This window comes from Kineococcus sp. R86509, from assembly GCF_042466365.1.
Classification (GTDB): Bacteria; Actinomycetota; Actinomycetes; order Actinomycetales; family Kineococcaceae; genus Kineococcus.
Genome location: NZ_JAXHCE010000001.1, coordinates 818,694 through 839,351, shown reverse-complemented (window position 1 = coordinate 839,351; position 20,658 = coordinate 818,694). Strand labels below are relative to the sequence as shown.

Annotated in this window: 20 protein-coding genes and 1 tRNA gene; 9 read left to right on the top strand and 12 right to left on the bottom strand. The window is 73.4% G+C overall.

All coding sequences use genetic code 11. From position 1 onward, the window contains the following. Window positions 1–14: 14 nt before the first annotated feature. A complete protein-coding gene (efeO, locus tag SJY07_RS04035) occupies window positions 15–1,166 on the top strand; it encodes an iron uptake system protein EfeO (RefSeq protein ID WP_328295523.1) in 1,152 nt (383 codons plus the stop codon). Window positions 1,167–1,176: 10 nt separating this feature from the next. Beyond that, window positions 1,177–2,448 (top strand): iron uptake transporter deferrochelatase/peroxidase subunit, encoded by a 1,272-nt coding sequence (gene efeB / locus SJY07_RS04030; RefSeq protein ID WP_380157185.1) that lies wholly within the window; start codon window positions 1,177–1,179, stop codon window positions 2,446–2,448. Window positions 2,449–2,602: 154 nt separating this feature from the next. On the opposite strand, the gene SJY07_RS04025 is transcribed toward efeB, so the two are convergent. Together SJY07_RS04025 and SJY07_RS04020 are read right to left on the bottom strand one after the other, a co-directional pair. After that, window positions 2,603–3,244 carry a hypothetical protein gene (locus SJY07_RS04025; protein WP_380157183.1) on the bottom strand — a complete coding sequence of 214 codons (642 nt, stop codon included), beginning with the start codon at window positions 3,242–3,244 and terminating at the stop codon, window positions 2,603–2,605. A gap of 106 nt (window positions 3,245–3,350) precedes the next feature. Then, on the bottom strand, window positions 3,351–3,776 hold the full coding sequence (locus tag SJY07_RS04020; protein WP_328295526.1) for a hypothetical protein: 426 nt from the start codon (window positions 3,774–3,776) through the stop codon (window positions 3,351–3,353). A 231-nt stretch (window positions 3,777–4,007) separates the two neighbouring features. On the opposite strand from SJY07_RS04020, the gene SJY07_RS04015 reads away from it, so the two are divergent. Continuing rightward, window positions 4,008–4,514: a DUF3145 domain-containing protein gene (locus tag SJY07_RS04015; protein WP_328295527.1), complete on the top strand. Its 507-nt coding sequence runs from the start codon at window positions 4,008–4,010 to the stop codon at window positions 4,512–4,514. An 88-nt stretch (window positions 4,515–4,602) separates the two neighbouring features. Here the strand turns inward: SJY07_RS04015 and fabF are convergent, their stop codons facing one another. The 5 genes from fabF to SJY07_RS03990 all read right to left on the bottom strand — a co-directional run bounded on the left by fabF (window position 4,603) and on the right by SJY07_RS03990 (window position 9,672). Further along, window positions 4,603–5,874, bottom strand: coding sequence for a beta-ketoacyl-ACP synthase II (gene fabF / locus SJY07_RS04010; protein ID WP_328295528.1), 1,272 nt, complete (start codon window positions 5,872–5,874; stop codon window positions 4,603–4,605). A gap of 91 nt (window positions 5,875–5,965) precedes the next feature. After that, window positions 5,966–6,211 (bottom strand): acyl carrier protein, encoded by a 246-nt coding sequence (locus SJY07_RS04005; RefSeq protein WP_012086932.1) that lies wholly within the window; start codon window positions 6,209–6,211, stop codon window positions 5,966–5,968. 85 nt (window positions 6,212–6,296) lie between these two features. After that, window positions 6,297–7,343, bottom strand: a complete 1,047-nt coding sequence (locus SJY07_RS04000) for a beta-ketoacyl-ACP synthase III (protein WP_328295529.1) — start codon at window positions 7,341–7,343, stop codon at window positions 6,297–6,299. Continuing rightward, on the bottom strand, window positions 7,340–8,305 hold the full coding sequence (locus tag SJY07_RS03995) for an ACP S-malonyltransferase (RefSeq protein WP_380157180.1): 966 nt from the start codon (window positions 8,303–8,305) through the stop codon (window positions 7,340–7,342). The genes SJY07_RS04000 and SJY07_RS03995 overlap by 4 nt, the downstream gene beginning before the upstream one ends. Before the next feature lie 155 nt (window positions 8,306–8,460). Further along, entirely contained in the window at window positions 8,461–9,672 is a 1,212-nt protein-coding gene (locus SJY07_RS03990; protein ID WP_328295531.1) for a helix-turn-helix domain-containing protein, read from the bottom strand. A gap of 160 nt (window positions 9,673–9,832) precedes the next feature. Here SJY07_RS03990 and SJY07_RS03985 point away from each other — a divergent pair, with 160 nt between their 5' ends. Continuing rightward, window positions 9,833–10,525, top strand: coding sequence for a hypothetical protein (locus SJY07_RS03985; protein ID WP_328295532.1), 693 nt, complete (start codon window positions 9,833–9,835; stop codon window positions 10,523–10,525). Window position 10,526: 1 nt separating this feature from the next. Here the strand turns inward: SJY07_RS03985 and SJY07_RS03980 are convergent, their stop codons facing one another. From SJY07_RS03980 to fdhD, 3 genes are all read right to left on the bottom strand, one after another. Beyond that, window positions 10,527–10,964: a hypothetical protein gene (locus SJY07_RS03980; protein WP_328295533.1), complete on the bottom strand. Its 438-nt coding sequence runs from the start codon at window positions 10,962–10,964 to the stop codon at window positions 10,527–10,529. A gap of 18 nt (window positions 10,965–10,982) precedes the next feature. Next, window positions 10,983–13,679 (bottom strand): pyruvate dehydrogenase (acetyl-transferring), homodimeric type, encoded by a 2,697-nt coding sequence (gene aceE / locus SJY07_RS03975; RefSeq protein ID WP_328296283.1) that lies wholly within the window; start codon window positions 13,677–13,679, stop codon window positions 10,983–10,985. Window positions 13,680–13,814: 135 nt separating this feature from the next. Further along, a complete protein-coding gene (gene fdhD / locus SJY07_RS03970) occupies window positions 13,815–14,699 on the bottom strand; it encodes a formate dehydrogenase accessory sulfurtransferase FdhD (protein WP_380157177.1) in 885 nt (294 codons plus the stop codon). A gap of 200 nt (window positions 14,700–14,899) precedes the next feature. Between fdhD and SJY07_RS03965 the strand changes: the two genes are divergently transcribed. Next, a complete protein-coding gene (locus SJY07_RS03965; RefSeq protein ID WP_380157175.1) occupies window positions 14,900–15,328 on the top strand; it encodes a DUF3052 domain-containing protein in 429 nt (142 codons plus the stop codon). Next, window positions 15,283–15,801 carry a redoxin domain-containing protein gene (locus SJY07_RS03960; protein WP_380162147.1) on the top strand — a complete coding sequence of 173 codons (519 nt, stop codon included), beginning with the start codon at window positions 15,283–15,285 and terminating at the stop codon, window positions 15,799–15,801. The genes SJY07_RS03965 and SJY07_RS03960 overlap by 46 nt, the downstream gene beginning before the upstream one ends. A 2-nt stretch (window positions 15,802–15,803) precedes the next feature. Here SJY07_RS03960 and SJY07_RS03955 read toward each other — a convergent pair. Further along, a tRNA-Val gene (locus SJY07_RS03955) sits at window positions 15,804–15,876 on the bottom strand. A 46-nt stretch (window positions 15,877–15,922) separates the two neighbouring features. Between SJY07_RS03955 and SJY07_RS03950 the strand changes: the two genes are divergently transcribed. The 3 genes from SJY07_RS03950 to SJY07_RS03940 are packed head-to-tail and all read left to right on the top strand — an operon-like array spanning window position 15,923 to window position 18,632. Further along, entirely contained in the window at window positions 15,923–16,786 is an 864-nt protein-coding gene (locus SJY07_RS03950) for a Nif3-like dinuclear metal center hexameric protein (RefSeq protein WP_380157173.1), read from the top strand. A gap of 8 nt (window positions 16,787–16,794) precedes the next feature. Further along, window positions 16,795–17,538: a C4-type zinc ribbon domain-containing protein gene (locus SJY07_RS03945; RefSeq protein ID WP_328295537.1), complete on the top strand. Its 744-nt coding sequence runs from the start codon at window positions 16,795–16,797 to the stop codon at window positions 17,536–17,538. A gap of 2 nt (window positions 17,539–17,540) precedes the next feature. After that, window positions 17,541–18,632, top strand: coding sequence for a bifunctional RNase H/acid phosphatase (locus SJY07_RS03940; protein WP_380157171.1), 1,092 nt, complete (start codon window positions 17,541–17,543; stop codon window positions 18,630–18,632). Here the strand turns inward: SJY07_RS03940 and SJY07_RS03935 are convergent. Beyond that, a complete protein-coding gene (locus tag SJY07_RS03935; protein WP_380157169.1) occupies window positions 18,584–20,629 on the bottom strand; it encodes an MMPL family transporter in 2,046 nt (681 codons plus the stop codon). The two genes, SJY07_RS03940 and SJY07_RS03935, sit on opposite strands and share 49 nt — an antisense overlap. Window positions 20,630–20,658: the final 29 nt, after the last annotated feature.

Below are 20,658 nucleotides of genomic sequence, written 5' to 3'. Positions count from 1 at the left end.
GCGAAAGGTCTGTCGTGACCACGAAGCCCCGCCTGTTCCTCGCCCTCGCCGCGAGTCCCCTCCTGCTGCTGACCGCCTGCGGCGGGGGTTCCGAGGCGGCCTCCGGCGGGGCCTCCGGCGCCCCGGGCACCGTGAAGATCACCCTGACCGACGACGGCTGCACCGCGGAGCCGACCTCGGTGACCGCGGGGGCCAGGACCTTCGAGGTCGTCAACGAGGGCGCGAGCTCGGTGACCGAGGGGGAACTGGTGAACTCGGGCGGCCGGATCGTCGGTGAGCGGGAGAACCTGACCCCCGGGCTGAAGGGGACGTTCTCGCTGACGCTCGACGCCGGCGACTACACCGTCCAGTGCCCCAACGCCGCCACCGAGTCCTCGAAGTTCACCGTCACGGGGGCCGCCGCGTCGGCGTCGGGCACCGCGGACCCGCTCTTCGCGGCCGCCACCCAGGGCTACCAGGACTACGTCGAGGCCCAGGTCGCCGACCTGGTCACCGCGACCTCGGCCTTCACCGCGGCGGTGCAGGCCGGCGACGTCGAGAAGGCCAAGTCCCTCTACGGCCCGGCGCGCGTGCCCTACGAGCGCATCGAACCCGTCGCGGAGAGCTTCGGCGACCTCGATCCGCTCATCGACGCGCGCATCGCCGACGTCGAGGACCCGAGCACCTGGGGCGGGTTCCACCGCATCGAGCAGGCCCTCTGGGTCGACGGCACGACGGCGGGCATGACCCCCGTGGCCCAGGAGCTCGACGCGAACGTGGCGAAGCTCGCAGAGCTCGTGCAGACGACGACCTACCAGCCGGCCGACCTCGCCAACGGGGCCAGCGGGCTGCTCGACGAGGTCGCCAAGTCCAAGGTGACGGGCGAGGAGGAGGCCTACTCCCACCTCGACCTGCTCGACTTCGCGGCCAACGTCGACGGCGCCCGCAAGGCCTTCGACCTGCTGACCCCGGCGCTGCAGGTCACCGACCCCGACCTGGTGACGACCCTCACCACCCAGTTCGACACCGTCACCGGCGCGTTGGCGCCCTACCAGCAGGGCGACACCTACGCCCTCTACACGACGTTGACCCCGGACCAGGTCCGCGAGCTCGCGACCGCCGTCGACGCGCTGGCCGAGCCGCTGTCCACGGTGTCCGGCAAGGTCGTCGGCGCTGCGGACCAGTGAGGACGAACCCGTGAACGCAGCTCGTCCCAGCCGCCGCGGCGTCCTCACGGGCGCCGCGGTCGTCGGTGCCGCCGGGGTCGGTGTCGGCGTCAGCGCCCTCGCCGGGCGGGACACGGCGACCACCACGGCCGCGGCGGCCGCGGCGGCCTCGACGGTCGCCTTCCACGGTGCCCGCCAGGCCGGCATCGTCACCCCCGCCCAGGACTCCCTGGTGTTCGCGGCGCTCGACGTCACGAGCCGCAACCCCGCCGACCTCGCCGACGTCCTGCAGCGCTGGAGCGAGGCCACCGCGACCATGGCGACCGGTGTCCCCGTCGGCGGCCCGGGTGGCCTCGGTGGCGCTCCGGGGGAACCGCCCCAGGACACCGGCGAGGCCCACGAACTGCCGGCCGCGAACCTCACCGTGACCCTCGGCTACGGACCGTCGTTGTTCGACGAGCGCTTCGGCCTGGCCGAGCGTCGCCCCGCGAACCTCGAGGAGCTCCCCGCGCTGCCCGGGGAGCAGCTCGACCCGACCAAGTGCGGCGGCGACCTCTGCCTGCAGGCCTGCGCGGACGACCCGCAGGTCGCCTTCCACGCGATCCGCAACCTCGTGCGCATCGGGCGCGGCGTCGTCACCGTGCGCTGGATGCAGCTGGGCTTCGGGCGCACCTCGACGACGTCGAGCACGCAGGCGACGCCGCGCAACCTCATGGGCTTCAAGGACGGCACCGCCAACCTGCGGGCCGAGGACACCGCCGACCTCGACCGCTTCGTCTGGGTCGGGGGCGAGGGATCACCCGCCGTCGACCAGGAGTGGATGCGGGGCGGGACCTACCTGGTCGCCCGCCGCATCCGGATGCTCATCGAGAGCTGGGACCGGGCCTCGCTGCACGAGCAGGAACGGGTCATCGGCCGGGCCAAGGTCTCCGGGGCGCCGCTGTCGGGGACGAAGGAGTTCGACGCGCTCGACCTGGCGAAGACCTCGGCCACCGGGAAGCCCGCCATCGACGTCGCCGCGCACGTGCGCCTGGCGGCGCCGGAGACCAACGGGGGGATGCGGATGCTGCGCCGCGGCTACTCCTACACCGACGGCCTCGACCTGGCCACGGGACAGCTCGACGCGGGCCTGTTCTTCATCGTCTTCGGTAACGACCCCGCGTCGCAGTTCGTCGCGGTCCAGCGCAAGCTCGGCGCGAAGGACGCGCTCACGGAGTACCTCAAGCACACCGGCTCGGCGATCTTCGCGTGCCCGCCCGGGATCTCCGCGGGGGGCTCGTGGGGCGAGGGGCTCTTCACCTGACCCTGGTGTTCACGAAGGTGCGCCGGACCGGGAAGCGCCTCACGGCGCACGGCCGCTCGTAGCGGCTTGAATTGGGACCCGGGGCTACCGCGGCCCGACGCACTCCCATTGTAACGAGCCCTCGGCGATGCGCCCAGCCCAGGCGCGCTGCGGGTCAGCCCAGATCTCCGTGTCGCCACCGGCCGGCGGCGTGCTCGAGCTGCTCCGCGGTGCGGACGAGGCGGGCCGCGGAGTGGGTCAGCGCGCTCGCGGCGTCCTCCGCCGCGGGGGCGTCGGCGTCGTGGGCCCGGCCGATGGCGAGGATCCGGCAGAAGGCCGCGGCCCGTTCCAGGGTGACGGCGAAGTCCCCCTCCGCCACCCCGGTGAGGACGGCGTCGACCATGGCCGACACCTCGGCCGGTCCCGGCGGGTCCGCGACCCCGGCGACGACCTCCAGGACTGGGGCGTGCCGGCGGCCCTCGGCGTACTGACGGGCGACGGCGACGGGCTGGCGCTGCACCCACGTCCGCAGGACGTAGAGGCGCCACAGCGAGCCCGCGAGGGTGTCCGCGGGTGCGTCGGCCCACAGGTCGGCGATGACCTCGAGGCCCTCGTCCTGCGCGAGCCGGACGACGCGACGGGTGACCTCGGAGTCCCGGGCGGAGCGGGCCCCGTGGACGAGGGCGCTGGCCGCGGCGTGGGCGGCCTCCTGGACGGCCGAGGGGTCGACCCCGCCGGCCATGGAGACGATGGCGTCGTCGCCGGGCAGGGCGGGACGGTGGTGGTGACGGCGCGGGGGCTGTGCGGGATCGGGCACGCGACGATGGTGCCACCGTTCTCGCGCGCAACGACTTCTGGGGAACTTCCCACCTCTCCCGGGCCTGGGAAGGGTGGAAAGTCTCCCAGGAGTGGCGAGGGGACGGTCAGCCGCGGAAGGGGGGCGGGGGAGCGGCGAGGGTGGCGCGGGGGCAGTCCTGCAGGCGCAGGCCGCCGTGTCCGAGCGCCTCGTCGCACAGCGACTCCACGCTCCAGCCGAGCTGGCTGCCGAAGAGGGTGACGGTCACGCGGTAGATCGTGATCTCGTACTTGGTGGGGGTGCCGTAGGCGACGTGGATGCGCCCGATCAGCTCGGCACCCGCGGCGTTCTCCGCGCCGTGCCAGGGGCGGTCGTAGCGGCTCCAGAGCGAGGGGCCGGCCTGCCAGACGCCACCGTTCTGCACGTCGCGCAGCGCGAGCTCGACGAGGACGGACCGGGCCGCCTCCTCGGGCACGATCGCGGCCGGGCGGATGACCTCGGAGATCTCCCCGGTGGCGGCCCTGGTCGTGGGCTGGGTGAGCTGGTCGTCCACGCGGGGTCCCCCTGGTCTGGTGCTGCGTCGATGGTCCGAAGGGTTCATCGGCAGCCCGGGGGTGGTTCCTGAGAGTCCGGCGAGGCGGTGGTGCCGCCGGTGTCCGGTGAGGCATGATGGCGGTAACGGAGCAGCACACCGTGTAGTCAGAGCATCACCGATAGTCGTTCGCTGCGTGTCGTGAGGTCGTTGGGGAAGACGTCCCTCACACCGACGCAGAAGGAGAACGGCATGTCCGGTGCGACGACCCGCGGCGTGCTCTTCGTGCACTCCGCACCGCGAGCGCTGACCCCGCACATCGAGTGGGCAGCCGGCGGTGTTCTCGGTGTGCGCGCGTCCTTCGACTGGACGGGCCAGCCGGTCGCTTCCGGCTGCCTGCGTGCGGAGTACTCCTGGCAGGCGCCGCAGGGCAGCGGGGCACTGCTCGCCTCCGCTCTGCGCGGTTGGTCGCACCTGCGTTTCGAGGTCACCGAGGAACCGTCCCAGGGCTGCGACGGCGGTCGCTGGAGCCACACCCCCGCGCTGGGGATCTTCCACGCCGTCACCGACGTGCACGGCAACGTCCAGGTGCCCGAGGACCGCGTCCGGGCCGCGATGGACCTCATGGCCGAGGGGAACGCCGACGCCGCCCGTCGTGCGCTCGCGCTGGCCGTCGGCGAGGCCTGGGACTGCGAGCTCGAGGCGTTCCGCCACGCGGGTGACGACACCCCCGTGCGCTGGCTGCACCAGGTCGGCTGACCTCCCTCCAACGACTTCTGGGGACTTCTCCACCTCTCCCGCGCTCGGGAAGGGTGGAGAAGTCCCCAGAAGTCGTTGGGGCGGGGCCTCAGGGGGTGGCGAAGACGGCGCTCACGTTGTGACCGCCGAAGCCGAAGGCGTTGTTGAGGCCGACGAGGCGCCCCTCCGCCGGCAACGGACGGGACTCCTTGCGGACGACGTCGAGGGTGATCGCGGGATCGAGGTCGTCGACGTTGATCGTCGGGGGCGCCATCCGGTCGCGGAGCGCGAGGATCGTGAAGATGCTCTCCACCGCGCCGGCCGCACCCAGGAGGTGACCGGTCATCGACTTCGTCGCCGAGACCGCGATGCCGTCCACGGCGTCACCGAAGGCCAGGCGCAGGCCCTTGTCCTCGGCCACGTCGCCGACCGGGGTCGACGTCGCGTGCGCGTTCACGTGCACGATGTCGGCCGGGGTCAGGTCCGCCTGGCGCAGCGCGTCGAGCATGGCCCGGCTGATCCCCGCACCCTCGGGTTCGGGGGCGGCCACGTGGTACGCGTCGGCGGAGAGCCCCGCGCCGAGCACCTCGGCGTGGATGCGGGCCCCCCGGGCCTTCGCGTGCTCCTCGGACTCCAGGATCAGGATCCCCGCCCCTTCCCCGAGCACGAACCCGTCACGGGCGGAGTCGAAGGGGCGTGAGGCGCGTTCCGGGTCCTCGTTGCGCTTGGACATCGCGTGCATCGAGGTGAACGACGCGATCGGCAGCGGGTGGATGGCGGCCTCGGTGCCACCGCAGATCACCATGTCGGCGCGGCCGGTGCGGATCATGTCGGCGCCGTAGGCGATGGCCTCGGCCCCGGACGCGCAGGCGCTGACCGGGGTGTGCGCCCCGGCCCGGGCGGTGAACTCGATGCTGATCGCCGCCGTCGGGCCGTTGGCCATGAGCATCGGGACGGTGAGGGGGAGGACGCGGCGGGCGCCCTTCTCCTTGAGGGTGTCGTAGGCCGTCAGCAGGGTCCAGATGCCACCGATGCCGGTGGCCACGACCGAGCCCAGGCGCAGCGGGTCCACCTCGGGGGAGCCGGCGTCGGCCCACGCCTCCCGGGCGGCGATCACGGCGAACTGCTGGGACGGGTCGAGCCGCTTGATCTCGCGGCGTTCGAGGATCGAGTCGGCGCGCACCGCCGCCTGGGCGGCGAAGGTCACGGGGAGCTCGAACTCCTCGATCCACGGGTCGGTGATCGAGCGGGCGCCGGAACGGCCGGCGAGCGCGGCCTCCCAGCTGGTGCGGACGTCGCCGCCGAGCGGAGTCGTGGCGCCCAGCCCGGTGACGACGACGCGGCGCGACGAACTCGTCCTGTTCGTGGTCGTCGAGGTCATGATCGGTCAGCTCCTCCTGAAGCCCTGCGGCGAACTGTGGTGTGAGGCGGGGTGGCCGGCCCGCGGGAGCGGGCCGGCCGGTGGGTGGTGCTCAGCCCTGGGCCTGCGAGATGTAGGCGACGGCGTCGCCCACGGTGCGCAGGTTCTTGACGTCCTCGTCGGGGATGCGGACGGAGAACTTCTCCTCGGCGTTCACGACGATCGTCATCATCGACAGCGAGTCGATGTCGAGGTCGTCCGTGAAGGACTTGTCCGCGAGGACGCTGTCGGTGGGCAGGCCCGTCTCCTCGTTCACGATCTCGGCGAGACCGCTGAGGATCTCCTGCTCACTGGCCATGCGTTGCTCCTCCATCTGGTCGGCGACCTGGCGGTCACCGGTAACGACCTGACCACGGGGTTCGTGGCCAGGAGACGACATCCGACTACGGGAGCCGGACGACCTGGGCGGCGTAGGACAGGCCCGCGCCGTAGCCGATGAGCAGGGCCAGCCCGCCGGAGGGCGCGTCACCGTCGGCGACCGCGCGCTCCATCGCGAGCGGCACCGAGGCGGCCGAGGTGTTGCCCATGTCGACGATGTCGCGGGCCACGTGGACGCTCTCCGGCAGCTTCAACTGCTTGACCATCGCGTCGATGATCCGCGCGTTGGCCTGGTGCGGCACGAACACGTCGATGTCCTCGGCGCTCACGCCGGCGGCGTCCATCGCGGCCTGCGCCACGGGGGCCATCTGCCACACGGCCCAGCGGAAGACCGACTGGCCCTGCTGCTCCAGGAACGGCCAGTGCTCGACCTCGCCGACCGTCCCGGGCTCCTCCGCGGCCAGCGCGGCGTCCGCGGTCTGGCCCGCGCGCAGCTCCAGCCAGGAGAACTTGGACTTGATCAGGTCGGCCTGACCGCCGTCGGAGCCCCAGATCGTGGGCCCGATGCCGGGTTCGGTGGAGGCGCCGACGACGACGGCACCCGCGCCGTCGGCGAAGAGGAACGCCGTCGAGCGGTCGTGCTGGTCGGTGAAGTCGGAGAGCTTCTCGGCCCCGATCACGAGGACGTTGCGGGCGGTGCCGCCGCGGACGAGGTCGCTCGCGAGGGCGACGCCGTGGCAGAACCCCGCGCAGCCGGCGGAGATGTCGAACGCGGCCGCCGGGGTCGCCCCCAGGCGGTGGGCCACGACGGCCGCGGCCGCGGGGGTCTGGAAGGGGTAGGAGACCGTCGCGAGGATGACCGCGTCGACGTCGGAACCGCTCAGACCGGCGGCGGCCAGGGCCTTCGCGCCCGCGTCCTCGCTCATGTCGACGACGGAGACGTCGGGGGCCGCCCAGCGACGGGTCTTGATGCCGGTGCGCTGCTGGATCCACTCGTCGGAGGAGTCGATCCAGGTGCACACCTCCGCGTTGTCGATGACCCGGGGCGGGCGGTGGGCGCCGACCCCGAGGATGCGTGCCTCGCGGGTGGGTGCAGCGGTCAGTGCGGTCACAGGGTGGCCTCCGAGGTCGTCACGGTCGCGGCCAGGCCACCGTGGTCGGTGATCATGGTGCGGGCCTTGTCCAGGTCGTCCGGCGTCTTGAGCGCCAGGACGTCCACGCCCTTCAGTGTGCGCTTGGCCAGGTTCGTGAGTGTGCCCGCCGGGGGCACCTCGATCAAACCGGTCACCCCGAGCCGGGCGAACGCCTCGGTCACGAGGTCCCAGCGGACGGGCCGGCTGACCTGCGCGACGAGCCGCTGGAGGAAGGCCTGACCGTCGGTCACGAGTTCCCCGTCGGCGTTGGCGGCGATCGGCACGCTCGCCGTGCCGGGGTCGATCCCCGCGGCCAGCGCGGCCAGCGCGCCGACGGCGGGGGCCATGTGCTCGGTGTGGAAGGCGCCCGCGACCTGCAGCGGGACGACCCGCGCCTTGGCCGGGGGGTTCGCCGCGAACGCGGCCAGCGCCTCGAGGGTGCCGGCGGCGACGGTCTGCCCACCGCCGTTGGCGTTGGCGGGGGTGAGTCCGTGCTCCTGCAGCGCCGCGGCGACCTCGGCGGGGTCCCCGCCCAGGACGGCGCTCATCCCGGTGGGGCGGACGGCGGCGGCGGCGGCCATCCCGCGACCGCGCTCGCGGACGAGGACGAGGGCCTGCTCGGGGGTGAGCGCACCGGTCGCGGCGGCGGCGGTGAGCTCGCCGACGGAGTGGCCCGCGACGGCCCCGGCCGTGGCGGCGAGGTCGGTGGGGGAGGTGATGAGTTCGCGCAGCCCCAGCAGGCCGGCGGCGACGATGAGCGGCTGGGCGACGGCGGTGTCGCGCAGCGTCTCGGCGTCGGAGACCGTGCCGTGGGCGAGCAGGTCGTCGCCGACGACGGCGGAGGCCCAGTTCAGCCGGTCCGCGACCCCCGGCAGTTCGAGCCAGGGGGCGAGGAAGCCGGGTGACTGCGAACCCTGGCCGGGGAAGACGAAGACGAGCACCGTGACAGCCTGCCCGGTGCGGGGCCCCGGGCACGGTCACGACGCGAACCGACTTTGCGGGCCCTCCTTGTAGGGATCCTCCAAGGAGGGGGCCAGGGGTCACTCGCGGGGGTGAACGGTGCGTCACCGATTCGGGACGCTGCGTGGGGAACGGTTCAGCGACCGAGCGGTGGGCCCTCTGCCCGCCCACCCGGCCCGGCCTGCGACAACCGGCCCAACGCCAGAGCCGTCTGCAGGACGAAGCGCTCCCGCGGGGCCGACGGCGTCCAGCCGCAGACCTCGGCGACCCGTCGCAGTCGGTAGCGAACCGTGTTGGCGTGGACGAACAGCGAGCGTGCGCAGGCCTCCAACGACCCGCCGTGGGCGAGGTAGGCCGTCAACGTCTCCAGCAGTGCCCCGCCGGCCTCCTCGAGGGGGACGTAGGCGCGGTCCACCAGGGCGCGTCTCGCCGTCGCGTCCCCGCTGAGGGCGCGTTCGGGGAGCAGGTCGTCGGCCAGCACCGGCCGGGGGGCCTCCGGCCACGCGCGGGCCGCGACGACCCCCGCGAGCGCCGCCCGGGCCGAGCGCGCGGCGACGGGCAACGTCGCGACGGTGGGCCCGACGACCACCGGCCCGGGCCCGAACTCGCTGCGCGCCAGCTGCTCCGCCGTCGCCTGCACGTCCAGTCCGCCGGTGAGGACGACGACGAGGCGGTCACCCTGCACACCGACGAGCGCCTCGCCGCCCGCCGCGCGGGCCAGCGTCCGGATCCGGGCCACCGCGCCGGCGGAGGTCTCGCCGGAGGGACCGATGACCACGGTCGTCGACTCGTCGAGGCTCCAGCCCAGCGCCGCCGCGCGGGAGGCGATGGTGTCCTCGCCGTCGCCACGCAGCACCGCGTCGACGACCAGCGCCTCCAGCCGCGCGTCCCACGCGCCGCGGGCCTCCGCGGCCCGGGCGTAGACGGCGGCCGCGGCGAAGGCGACCTCGCGGGAGTAGCGCAGCAGGGCCTGGCGGGCGATGACCTGCTCCGCCGGGTGACCGTCGCCGACGACCGCGTCCAGTCCCTCCTCCACGACCGTGATCGCCGTCCGGACGAGCTCCACCGTCTGCTGCAGGGTCACCGAGCGCATCAGCTCCCGCGGCGCCGTCCCGAAGACCGCGATCCCGGCCAGGACGTCGGGCTCGGGTTCGGAGAGCCACCGCAGGAAGTCGCCGAACCCGGCCTGGGCGACCAGACCGACCCAGGAACGCTCGTCCGCGGGCAGCGCCGCGTACCAGGGGTGGGCGGAGTCCATCCGGGCCGCGATCGCGGAGGCGAAGGATCCCTGGGCCGCTTCCAGGCGTCGGACCGTCGGCGGGGACAGTTCGGACCGGGCGGTGGACACGCACGCGAGCGTAGGGCGTGGGGGGCCCACCCCCGGTCTCGACCGCGGGTGCCGGGTGCACGCGAGGGGCCGGGTTCCCCCGGCTGGGCTAGGGTCAGCCCGGGTGACCCGCCCGACGACCTCCGGGGACGTTCCCCGGGGGGTCCACGGAAGGGGACGCATGGGACTGCTCGACAGGTGGCGCACGCCGCGCCCCGCAACCGTTCCCGATGCCCGCCCGACCAGCCGCCGTCCGCGTCGACGCGCGAAGCAGGCCGAGGCGGTGCTGGGCGAGGCCCAGCTGCGCGAGGTGCTGCGCGAGGACCCCAACGACGAACGGGCCTTCGCCGCCCTGGCCGAGCTCGTCCGCACCCGCGCCGCCCTGGCCCACGAGGAACTGAGCGGACGGGAGTCGCAGGACGCGACCCCCGACCCCGCCGAGGTGCAGCGCGCCGCGGACAACGCGGTGTGGGCCCTCGCGGAGGAACTCGCCCAGAGCCCCAGGGCGTGGCGACCGTTGCTGGTGCTCGGGCGGCTCTCGCTGACCGACGACCGGGACGCGGCCCTGCGTCGGCTCGGCATCGCGGCCGACCGCGACACCAGCGGACAGGCCCTGGCCGCGGCGCTCGCGGGCCTGCGCGAGGCCGGGATGAACGACGAGGCCCTGAGTCTCGGCGTCGGGCACTGGCGCCCGCGCGACCACGACCTCGACGCCGGCCGTCACCTGGTGGCGGCCGCGATCGACGCCGGTCGCCTCGCCGAGGCGCGGCGTCACCTCAAGGCGCTCGCCGACCACCCGGACACCGGCCGTGTCGTGCAGCTGCGCACGGAGCTCGAGGACGCTCTGGCCCGGGCGGACCGCGCGCGCCGCTGAGTCACCACCGGGGCCGCGGGTAGGGGGCCAGGCACCACCGCACGGTGGCGACGGCCGCCACCGCGGCCAGGGACACCGCGGCGACGGCGCCCGCGAGGCCCAGGTCGGCCGGCAGCGGGTCCCCCGCCAGCACCGCGAGGACACCCGAGGCCAGCACGGGGGGCACGAGGGCGCTGCGCTGCACCGTCCCCCACGCCACACGGTGGTGCACGAGGTGCACCACGAGAGCGGTCACGGACTGGGTCAGCACGCCGGCGAAGAGCCCGACCACCACTCCGAGGTAGACGTAAACCTCGGTCCAGGGGCCGCTCGCCGTCCCCGCACCGAGGACGGCGCCGGTCGCGCCCCCGATGAGCGCGCCGGCGCCGAGACCGACCAGCAGCAACCGCCCGAGGACGGTGATCCCCACCTCCTCGGGCAGCAGCTGCCGGCTGCTCATCGCGTGGTCACCGCCGGATCAGCTCTCGCCGCCCGCGTTGCCGCTGCGCCCGGCACGGACGTTGTGCAGCTCGTACTTCTCGATGGCCTGACCCGGTGCGCGCCAGTCGACCTCGCCGCGCTTGGCGAGCATCTCCAGGGCCCGGACCGCGACGGAGGGGCCGTCGATGTGGAAGTGGCGACGGGCCGCCGCGCGGGTGTCGGACAGGCCGAACCCGTCGGCTCCCAGGGAGGCGAAGTCGCCCGGGACCCACTGCGCGATCTGGTCGGGCACCTGACGCATCCAGTCGCTGACCGCGACGACGGGGCCGGTGGTCTCCCCGAGCTTCTGCTCGACGAAGGGCACCCGACGTTCCTCACCGGGGTTGAGGAACGCGTGCTCGTCGCTCTCCAGGCCGTCGCGGCGCAGCTCGTTCCAGCTCGTCACCGACCACACGTCGGCGACGACGCCGAAGTCGTCCTTCAGCAGCTGCTGGGCCTCCAGCGCCCACGGCACGCCGACACCGGAGGCGAGCAGCTGGGTCCGGGGACCGTCGCCCTCGCCCACGGAGATGCGGTGCATGCCGCGCAGGATGCCCTCGACGTCCACGTCCGCCGGTTCGGCCGGGTGGATCATCGGCTCGTTGTAGACCGTCAGGTAGTAGATGACGTTCTCGGGGTCCTCGCCGTACATCCGGCGCAGACCGTCCTTGACGATGTGGCCGATCTCGTAGGCGTAGGCGGGGTCGTAGGACACGACCGCCGGGTTCGTCGCCGCGAGCAGCAGCGAGTGGCCGTCGGCGTGCTGCAGGCCCTCACCCGTCAGCGTCGTGCGTCCCGCCGTCGCGCCGATCATGAACCCGCGGGCCATGGTGTCGGCCGCGGCCCAGATGTTGTCGCCCGTGCGCTGGAACCCGAACATCGAGTAGAAGACGTAGATCGGGACCATCGGCTGCCCGTGCGTGGCGTAGGACGACCCGGCCGCGGTGAAGGCGGCCATCGAACCGCCCTCGTTGATGCCCACGTGCAGGATCTGCCCGTCGGTGGCCTCCTTGTAGGCGAGCATCAGCTCGCGGTCCACGGAGGTGTACTGCTGCCCGTGCGGGTTGTAGATCTTGATCGTCGGGAACAGCGAGTCCATCCCGAAGGTGCGGGCCTCGTCGGGGATGACGGGCACGACGCGCTTGCCGAACTCCTTGTCCCGCATGAGGTCCTTGAGCAGGCGGACGAAGGCCATGGTGGTGGCGATCTCCTGCTTGCCGGACCCCTTGGCGGCGATCTTGTAGGAGTCCTCGCCCGGCAGGTGCAGCGGAGCGTGCTGGACGCGTCGCTGCGGGACGGGCCCGCCGAGGTCGGCTCGGCGCTTGCGCAGGTACTGGATCGACTCGTCGCCCTCACCCGGGTGGTAGTACGGCGGGCGGTAGGGGTCCTTCTCGAGCTGCTCGTCGCTGATCGGGATGCGCAGCGAGTCGCGCAGGAGCTTGAGGTCCTCCAGCGTCAGCTTCTTCATCTGGTGGGTCGCGTTGCGGCCCGCGAAGTGCGGCCCGAGGCCGTACCCCTTGATGGTCTTGGCCAGGATGACCGTCGGCTGACCGGTGTGGTTCACCGCCGCCTGGTAGGCCGCGTAGACCTTGCGGTAGTCGTGGCCGCCGCGCTTGAGGTTCCAGACCTCGTCGTCGGACATGCCCTCGACGAGCTTCGCCGTGCGCGGGTCGCGCCCGAAGAAGTTCTCTTTGACGAAGGCGCCGTTCTCGGCCTTGAACGTCTGGTAGTCCCCGTCGGGGGTGGCGTTCATGAGGTTCACCAGGGCGCCCTGGTTGTCCTGGGCCAGCAGGGTGTCCCACTCACGGCCCCAGAGGACCTTGATGACGTTCCAGCCGGCACCGCGGAAGAACGCCTCGAGCTCCTGGACGATCTTCCCGTTGCCGCGCACCGGGCCGTCGAGGCGCTGCAGGTTGCAGTTCACGACGAACGTGAGGTTGTCGAGCTCCTCGTAGGCCGCGAGCTGGGCGAAGCCGCGCGACTCCGGCTCGTCCATCTCGCCGTCGCCGAGGTAGGCCCAGACGTGCTGCTGGGAGGTGTCCTTGATGCCGCGGTTGTGCAGGTACCGGTTGAACTGGGCCTGGTAGATCGCGTTCGCCGGGCCGAGACCCATCGAGACCGTCGGGAACTCCCAGAAGTCCGGCATGAGCCGGGGGTGGGGGTAGGACGGCAGCCCGTTCGGGGCCTTGGAGACCTCCTGGCGGAAGCCGTCGAGCTGTTCGGCGCTGAGGCGGCCCTCGAGGAAGGCGCGGGCGTAGACACCGGGGGAGGCGTGGCCCTGGATGAAGACCTGGTCGCCGCCGCCCGCGTGGTCCTTGCCGCGGAAGAAGTGGTTGAACCCCACCTCGTACAGCGTCGCGGAGGAGGCGTAGGTGGAGATGTGGCCGCCGACGCCGATGCCCGGCTGCTGCGCGCGGTGCACCATGACCGCCGCGTTCCAGCGGATCCAGGCGCGGTAGCGGCGCTCGACGTCCTCGTCACCCGGGAACCAGGGTTCGCTCTCGGGGCCGATGGTGTTGATGTAGTCGGTCGCCGTCAGGCTCGGGACGCCGACCTGGCGCTCACGGGCGCGCTGCAGCAGCTGCAGCATCAGGTAGCGCGCCCGGGTGCTCCCGCGGTCGTCGACCACGCCGTCGAGGGAGGCGAGCCACTCGGCCGTCTCCTCGGGGTCGATGTCCGGCAACTGCGAGGGCATCCCGTTGAGGATGGGTCCCTTGCCGGCGGGGCCGTTGCCCGCCTCATCGCGTCTGGCCACGGTGGTGGTCCTCCCGCTGTCGTCGAGGGTCCCGCGGTCCGGTTGGAAGCCGCGGGGGCCCAGCTCTTCCTGGACTCAGGTTAGGACCGACGTCGGACACCGACCCACCCCGGTCTCCTCCGGCGCCCCGGGAGGGACCAGCCGGTCCTCCCGGGAGTAGGCGTTGGCGCGCGGGGGACGGACGAAACCCAGGAGCGTCATCCCCACCTCCCGGGCCAGCGAGACGGCGAGCGAGGAGGGGGCGGACACCGCCGCCAGGACGGGCACCCCGGCCATCGCGGCCTTCTGGACGAGTTCGAAGGACGCGCGTCCGGAGACGACCAACACTTTGCCGCGCAACGGGAGGCGCCCCTGCCGCAGGCCCCAGCCGACGACCTTGTCGACGGCGTTGTGCCGGCCGACGTCCTCACGCAGGCAGAGCAGGGTGCCGTCGGCGTCGAACAGTCCCGCCGCGTGCAGCCCGCCGGTGCGCTCGAAGGTCGCCTGCGCCGCGCGCAACGTGTCGGGCATCACGGCGAGGACGTCGGTGCGCAGCGCGACCGCGTCCTCGTGCAGCGGGGCGGGGACGCGGGCGAGGACGTCCTCGACGCTGGCCGAGCCGCAGACCCCGCAGGCCGACGTCGTCGTGAAGGGCCGGGCCACCCGCGGACCGGCGAGCCGGCTGCCGGGACGGGCGGTGATCCGGAGCAGGTTGTACGTCGGTTCGCCGTCGGGGCCCACGTCGGTGCAGTGGATCGCCTGGACCACGTCGTCGGCGCCGGTCAGCAGGCCCTCGGCGTGCAGGAAGCCCAGCGCGAGGTCGACGTCGTCGCCGGGGGTGCGCATCGTGACCGTCAGCTGCTCGCCGTCGACCTCGAGCTGCAGCGGTTCCTCGACCGCGAGGGTGTCCGGGCGGGCGCTGGCGGACCCCTCGGCGAGGTCGAGACGGATAGTGCGCGTACGGACGGTGACCCTTCCCACGTGCTCAGAGTGCCACCCCCGGGGCCTCCCGGCAGCCCCCGCCGCGGCATCGGTGGACGAGTCGTGATGGGGTCGTGATCCCACCGTGCGGGCGGTTCGCCTTGCGCTGGGGGTGCACTCTCCGGTGCACTAGGAGGTCACGAGCACGTTCAGCGTCCCCACCGACCGGGAGTGGGGCCTTGAGAGAGGCAGGAACACGAGTGGGTGCGACCGCGGACCCTGCGGCCGATGAGGCTGCAGTGGCCAAGCTGGGCTTCAAGTCCGGGCAACTGGTCCAGGAGTTCGGCTGGGACGAGCAGGTCGACGAGGACTTCCGGCAGGCCGTCGAGGACCTGGTCGGCAGCGAGCTGCTCGACGAGGACGCCGACGACGTCGCGGACGTCGTGATCTGCTGGTACCGCGAGGGTGACGGTGATCTGGTGGACGCACTCGTCGACGCCATCACCAACCTCGCCGACGGCGGCATCGTCTGGCTCCTGACGCCGAAGAAGAACCGCGCGGGCCACGTCCCCGCGGCCGAGATCGACGAAGCGGCCCCCACGGCGGGCCTGCACGCGACGACGAGCGTGAGCGCCTCCGCCAACTGGGCGGGGACACGCATGACGACGCCGAAGAACGGCCGTCGCTGAACGAGCTGCGCACCACGCCGGGACGGGGAGACCTCTTCCCCGTCCCGGACGCGGTGGTGCCAGACCAGCACGGCGAGCGGCTGGCCCTGCGTGAGCTGTGGGCCCAGGGGCCCGCGCTGCTGGTCCTCGTGCCGGCCGCGTTCTCGACGCACTGCACGGCCGAGCTCGGCTCCCTCGCCTTCGAGATCGAGCGCTTCGACGACGCGGGCGTGCAGGTCGCCGCGCTGTCCTGCGATCCCGTGACGTCCCTGAAGGCCTGGGCCGAGGACCGGTTCTACCCCTTCCCGCTGCTCAGCGACTTCTGGCCGCACGGGACGGTGTCCCGTGACCTGGGCGCCTTCGACGAGGACCTCGGCGTGTCGCAGCGCGTGTCGCTGCTGGTCGTCGACGGCACCGTGCGCTGGAGCCTGCGCGGGGAACTCGGCGCGCCCCGGTCCCTGGCGACGCACCTGAGCGCGCTCGACCAGCTCTGAGGTGGGCCCGGCCGGGCTCGAACCGACGACAGCCGCGGTGTAAGCGCGGTGCTCTACCAACTGAGCTACAGGCCCCAACCGGACCACCGTAGCGCCCGCCCGACCGCTAGGGTCAGCCCCCGTGATCTCCCCGGACGGCGAGCCCCCCACCCTGCGCCAGGTGACCGACGCCCTCGAGGCGATGCACCCGCTGGAATGGGCGCAGTCCTGGGACGCCGTCGGTCTCGTCTGCGGTGACCCGAGCGTGCCGGTGCGCCGGGTCCACTTCGCGGTCGACCCCGTCGAGGCCGTCGTGGAGGAGGCCATCGCCGCCGGGGCGGACCTGCTCGTCACCCACCACCCGCTGCTGCTGCGGCCGGTGAACTCGATCGCGGCCACGACGTTCAAGGGCGGTGTCCTGCACCGCGCGATCCGCTCCGGACTGGCGATCTACGTCGCCCACACCAACGCCGACGCCGGCGCCCCCGGCGTCTCCGACGCCCTCGCGCGCGTCCTCGACCTCGACGACCTCGTCCCGCTGGACCCGCTGCCGGGGCACCCGGAGCTCGGGATCGGTCGCGTCGGCAACCTCACCGTCCCCGAACGGCTCGGGGACTTCGCCGACCGCGTGGCCCAGGCGTTGCTCGAGACCGAGCAGGGCGTCCGCGTCGCGGGGGACGCCGACGCGATGGTCCAGCGGGTCGCCGTCTGCGGGGGATCGGGCGACAGCCTCTTCGACCAGGTCCGGGCCAGCGGCGCCGACGTCTACGTCACGGCCGACCTGCGCCACCACCCCGCCTCCGAGGCCCGCGAGCGGGCGGGCTTCGAGGACGGGCGCCCGTACCTCGTCGACGTCGCCCACTGGGCCAGCGAGTGGCCGTGGCTGGCGGGGTGCGCGGACCGCCTGGTGGTGGCGTTGGCCGCTCTCGGCCGTACGGTGGTCGCCCACGTGTCCACCACGCGCACCGACCCCTGGACGTTGCGCGTCCCCAGCCGAGGAGAGTGAGCCGGCGCATGCCGAAGGCTCCGGCGATCGACCAGCAGCGACTGCTGGACCTGCAAGCCATCGACACCCGTCTCGCACAGCTCGCGCACCGTCGCAGGACGCTGCCCGAGCAGGTCGAGCTGGACGGCCTCGAGAAGGAACGCCGTCGTTCGGCGGACATGCTCGTCGCCGCCCGCACCCTCGTCAGCGACGTCGAACGACTGGTCGCGAAGGCCGAGGGTGACGTCGCGCAGGTCCGCGACCGCGCCGACCGCAACACCAAGCGGCTGCAGTCCGGCGGGGTCTCGGCCAAGGACGCCGCCGCCCTGGAGCACGAGCTCGAGTCCCTCGGACGCCGGCAGGGAGTGCTGGAGGACGAGGAGCTCGTGGTCATGGAGCGCCTCGAGCAGGTCCAGTTCGCCGCGGCCGAGCTCACCACCACCGACAGCGAGCTCGCCGAGCAGATCGCCGACGTCACCGAACGTCGCGACGCGGCGCTCGCGGCCATCGCCGGTGAGGAGACCGCCACCCTGGCGCGCCGCCAGGCCATCGTCATGGGGATCGACGACGCCCTCGTGGCCCTCTACGAGAAGGTCCGCGCGCCCCGCAGCGGGGTCGGTGCGGCGATGCTGCGGGCCCGTCGGTGCGAGGGGTGCCACCTCGACCTCAACGCCTCCGACATCTCCACGATCCGGTCCTCGCCCTCCGACGAGATCGTGTTCTGCGAGGAGTGCGGGCGGATCCTCGTGCGCACGGACCAGTCGGGTCTCTGAGGATGGCCCGCGTGCTGCGGATCGAGGCCGACGGCGGGTCCCGGGGCAACCCGGGCCCGGCCGGCTTCGGCGCCGTCGTCAAGGACGCGACGAGCGGTGAGGTCCTCGCCGAGGTCGCCGAGTCGATCGGACGGGCCACCAACAACGTCGCCGAGTACCGCGGACTGGTCGCGGGGTTGCGGGCGGCGCACGCCATCGACCCGGACGCGCGGATCGAGGTCCGGATGGACTCCAAGCTCGTCGTGGAGCAGATGTCGGGACGCTGGCAGATCAAGCACGCCGACATGCGCACCCTGGCCCAGGAGGCCCGCGCGCTGGTCCGGCCGGGTCTGGTGGACTTCGGCTGGATCCCGCGGGCGCAGAACTCCCACGCCGACCGTCTCGCCAACGAGGCCATGGACGCGGCCGCGGCGGGCCGGCAGTGGCAGCGCGCGACCGTCGCCCCGGCGGCCGCCTCCGGCGGTTCCGCCGCTGCGGCGGACCCCGACGCACCGCCGACCGTCCTCGTCCTCGTGCGCCACGGTTCGACCCTGCTGACCGAGCAGCGCCGGGTCTCCGGCCGCTACGGCGAGGACCCGGAACTCTCCGAGAGCGGCCTCGCCGAAGTGCGGTCCGCCGCGGCCTGCAGGGACGTCGCGGGCGCCGACGTCGTCGTCTCCTCGACGATGCGCCGTTCCCAGCAGACCGCGCGGGCCATCGCCGACGCCCTCGGTGTCGACGTCGTGACCGACCCGCAGTGGGACGAGACCGACTTCGGCGAGTGGGACGGCCTGACGGCCGGTGAGGTCGTCAAGCGCTGGCCCCGGGAGTTCGCCGCCTGGAACGACTCCCCGGACGCGGCCCCGCCCGGCGGGGAGTCCCTGCTGACCGTGGAACGACGGGTCCTCGCCGCCCGCGACGCGCTCCTGCGGCGCTGGGCCGGGAAGCGGGTCGTCCTGGTCAGCCACGGCGACCCGCTGCGGGTGCTGCTCCGCTCCGTCCTCGGGGTGGACGGGCGGATGCAGCGCCGGATCCACGTGGACCCGGGCTCGCGCACCCTGCTGCGCTACCGCGCCGACGGCACGTCCGAGGTGCTGGCCGTCAACCGCGTCTGACGCTCGTCCGGGGAGTCGAGCGCGCTGGGCCACCACACCCGGTGGCCCAGCAGCGCGAACAGCGCCGGCACGAGGACCGTCCGTACCAGCAGCGTGTCGAGCAGGACGCCGATGCCGACGACGACCCCGATCTGGGTCAGGACGATGAGCGGCAGGACGCCGAGGACGGCGAACACCGCGGCCAGCAGGATCCCGGCGCTCGTGATCACCCCACCGGTGACCGCGACGCCGACCCGGACCGCCTCCCGCGTCCCCAGCTCCGGGGTCTCCTCCCGGATCCGCGTGACGAGGAAGATGTTGTAGTCCACCCCGAGCGCGACGAGGAACAGCAGCGAGAGCAGCGGGACCTGGTTGTCCAGGCCCGGCATCCCCGCGACGTGGGTGAAGAGCAGGTTCGCGGCCCCCAGCGCGGCGGCGTAGGTCGCGAGCACCGTCGCCACGAGCAGCAACGGGGCCACCAGGGAGCGCAGCAGCGCGATCAGGACGACGAGCACCACGAGGACCACCAGCGGCGTCACGACCAGCAGGTCGCGGACCGTCGCGGTCCGGGTGTCGAGGGCCTCGGCCTCCGTCCCGCCGACGAGGGTGTCGGGGGCCACGGCCTGCACGGCGCTCCGCAGCCGCTCCACGGTCTCCCGGCTCTGCGCCGACCCCGGTTCGGCGTCGAGGGTGGCGAGCAGTTCGCTGACCGCCCCCGCGGTGCGTCCCGGCCTGACCCCGTCGACGCCGGTCACACCCTCGGCAGCGGCGAGCACCGCGCCCAGCTTCCCCGCGTCCCCGCGGACGAGGACCTGCGCGGGTTCGGCCGCGGCGCCGGGGAAGTGCTCCGACAGCGTGCGCGAGCCGTCCACGGACTCCGCGGAGACCCGGAACTGGTCGGTCTGCTGCAGGCCCAGCGACGCGCCGGTCAGCCCCGTGGCCAGCGCCCCGAGCAGCACTACGGAGCCGATGACGATGCGGGTGGGGCGGGCCAGGACGGCCCCGGCGATCCGCGCCCAGACCCCGGTGCGGGTCGTCTCGACCGAGCCCACCGTCGGGACGAACGGCCAGAACAACCGCCGTCCGCAGACCACGAGGGCGCTCGGCAGCACCAGCAGCCCGAACACGAGGGCGACGACGATCCCGATCGCGGCGTCGCGGCCGATGGTCTTGTCCGCCGGCAGGACGGCCGCCTGCAGGGTCAGCAGCGCGAGCACGACGGTGGTCGCGCTCGCGGCGATCGCCGGCCCGGCCCCTCGCAGGGCCTTGCGCATCGCCGCGCGCCGGTCGGGTTCGCGACGCAGCTCCTCGCGGTAGCGGGCGATGAGCAGCAGGGCGTAGTCCGTCCCGGCGCCGAAGACGAGGACGCTCGTGATGCCGGTTGCGGAGGGGTCGACCGGGGAGTCCGTGAGGCGCCCGACGATCTCCAGCAACCGGGTGGTGACCTGGTCCGCGATCCCGACGACGACCAGCGGGATCAGCCACAGCACGGGGGAGCGGTAGGTGATGAGCAGCAGCAGCGCCACCACCGCGGCCGTGACCAGCAGCAGCCGTGTGTTCGCGCCGCTGAAGGAGTCGGCGATGTCGACGCTGAACGCCGGCCCGCCGGTCACCTCGACCGTGAGCCCGGCGGGCAGGTCGCGGGCGACCCGGGCGCGCAGGTCCGTCACGGTGGCGGCCAGTTCCTCGCGGGGGACGTCGACCTGGACGGGCACGGTCACGAGCACCGCCTGGCCGTCCTCGCTGGGGATCGGGGTCCCCAGTGCGCTCGCGGTGGCGAGGTCGGCCGCGGTGAGGGCGGAGTCGCGGGAGTAGACGACGAGCAGGCTCCCGGCCCCGTCGTCGGGGAGGGTGGCGGCGAGCTCCGCCGCGCGGACGGACTCCGCCGAGGCGGGCGGCCCGCTGGTCGCGGAGGTGCCCGCGGGGGCCTCGCCCCCGAAGGCGTTCACCCCGCCGGCGAGGAGGACCGCGGCGAGCAGCACGAGCCACGCCGTCAGACGGCCGGTCAGGAAACGCATGGTCACCTCGTTCAGTGAATCTCTCAGTG

Coding starts and splice junctions, on each gene's coding strand:
- SJY07_RS03985 (WP_328295532.1), top strand. CDS start 9,833: ATGGGACTGCTCGACAGGTGGCGCACGCCGCGCCCCGCAACCGTTCCC.
- SJY07_RS04015 (WP_328295527.1), top strand. CDS start 4,008: ATGTCCGGTGCGACGACCCGCGGCGTGCTCTTCGTGCACTCCGCACCG.
- SJY07_RS03935 (WP_380157169.1), bottom strand. CDS start 20,629: ATGCGTTTCCTGACCGGCCGTCTGACGGCGTGGCTCGTGCTGCTCGCC.
- aceE (WP_328296283.1), bottom strand. CDS start 13,679: ATGCCCTCGCAGTTGCCGGACATCGACCCCGAGGAGACGGCCGAGTGG.
- SJY07_RS03940 (WP_380157171.1), top strand. CDS start 17,541: ATGGCCCGCGTGCTGCGGATCGAGGCCGACGGCGGGTCCCGGGGCAAC.
- SJY07_RS04005 (WP_012086932.1), bottom strand. CDS start 6,211: ATGGCCAGTGAGCAGGAGATCCTCAGCGGTCTCGCCGAGATCGTGAAC.
- fabF (WP_328295528.1), bottom strand. CDS start 5,874: ATGACCTCGACGACCACGAACAGGACGAGTTCGTCGCGCCGCGTCGTC.
- SJY07_RS03945 (WP_328295537.1), top strand. CDS start 16,795: ATGCCGAAGGCTCCGGCGATCGACCAGCAGCGACTGCTGGACCTGCAA.
- SJY07_RS03980 (WP_328295533.1), bottom strand. CDS start 10,964: ATGAGCAGCCGGCAGCTGCTGCCCGAGGAGGTGGGGATCACCGTCCTC.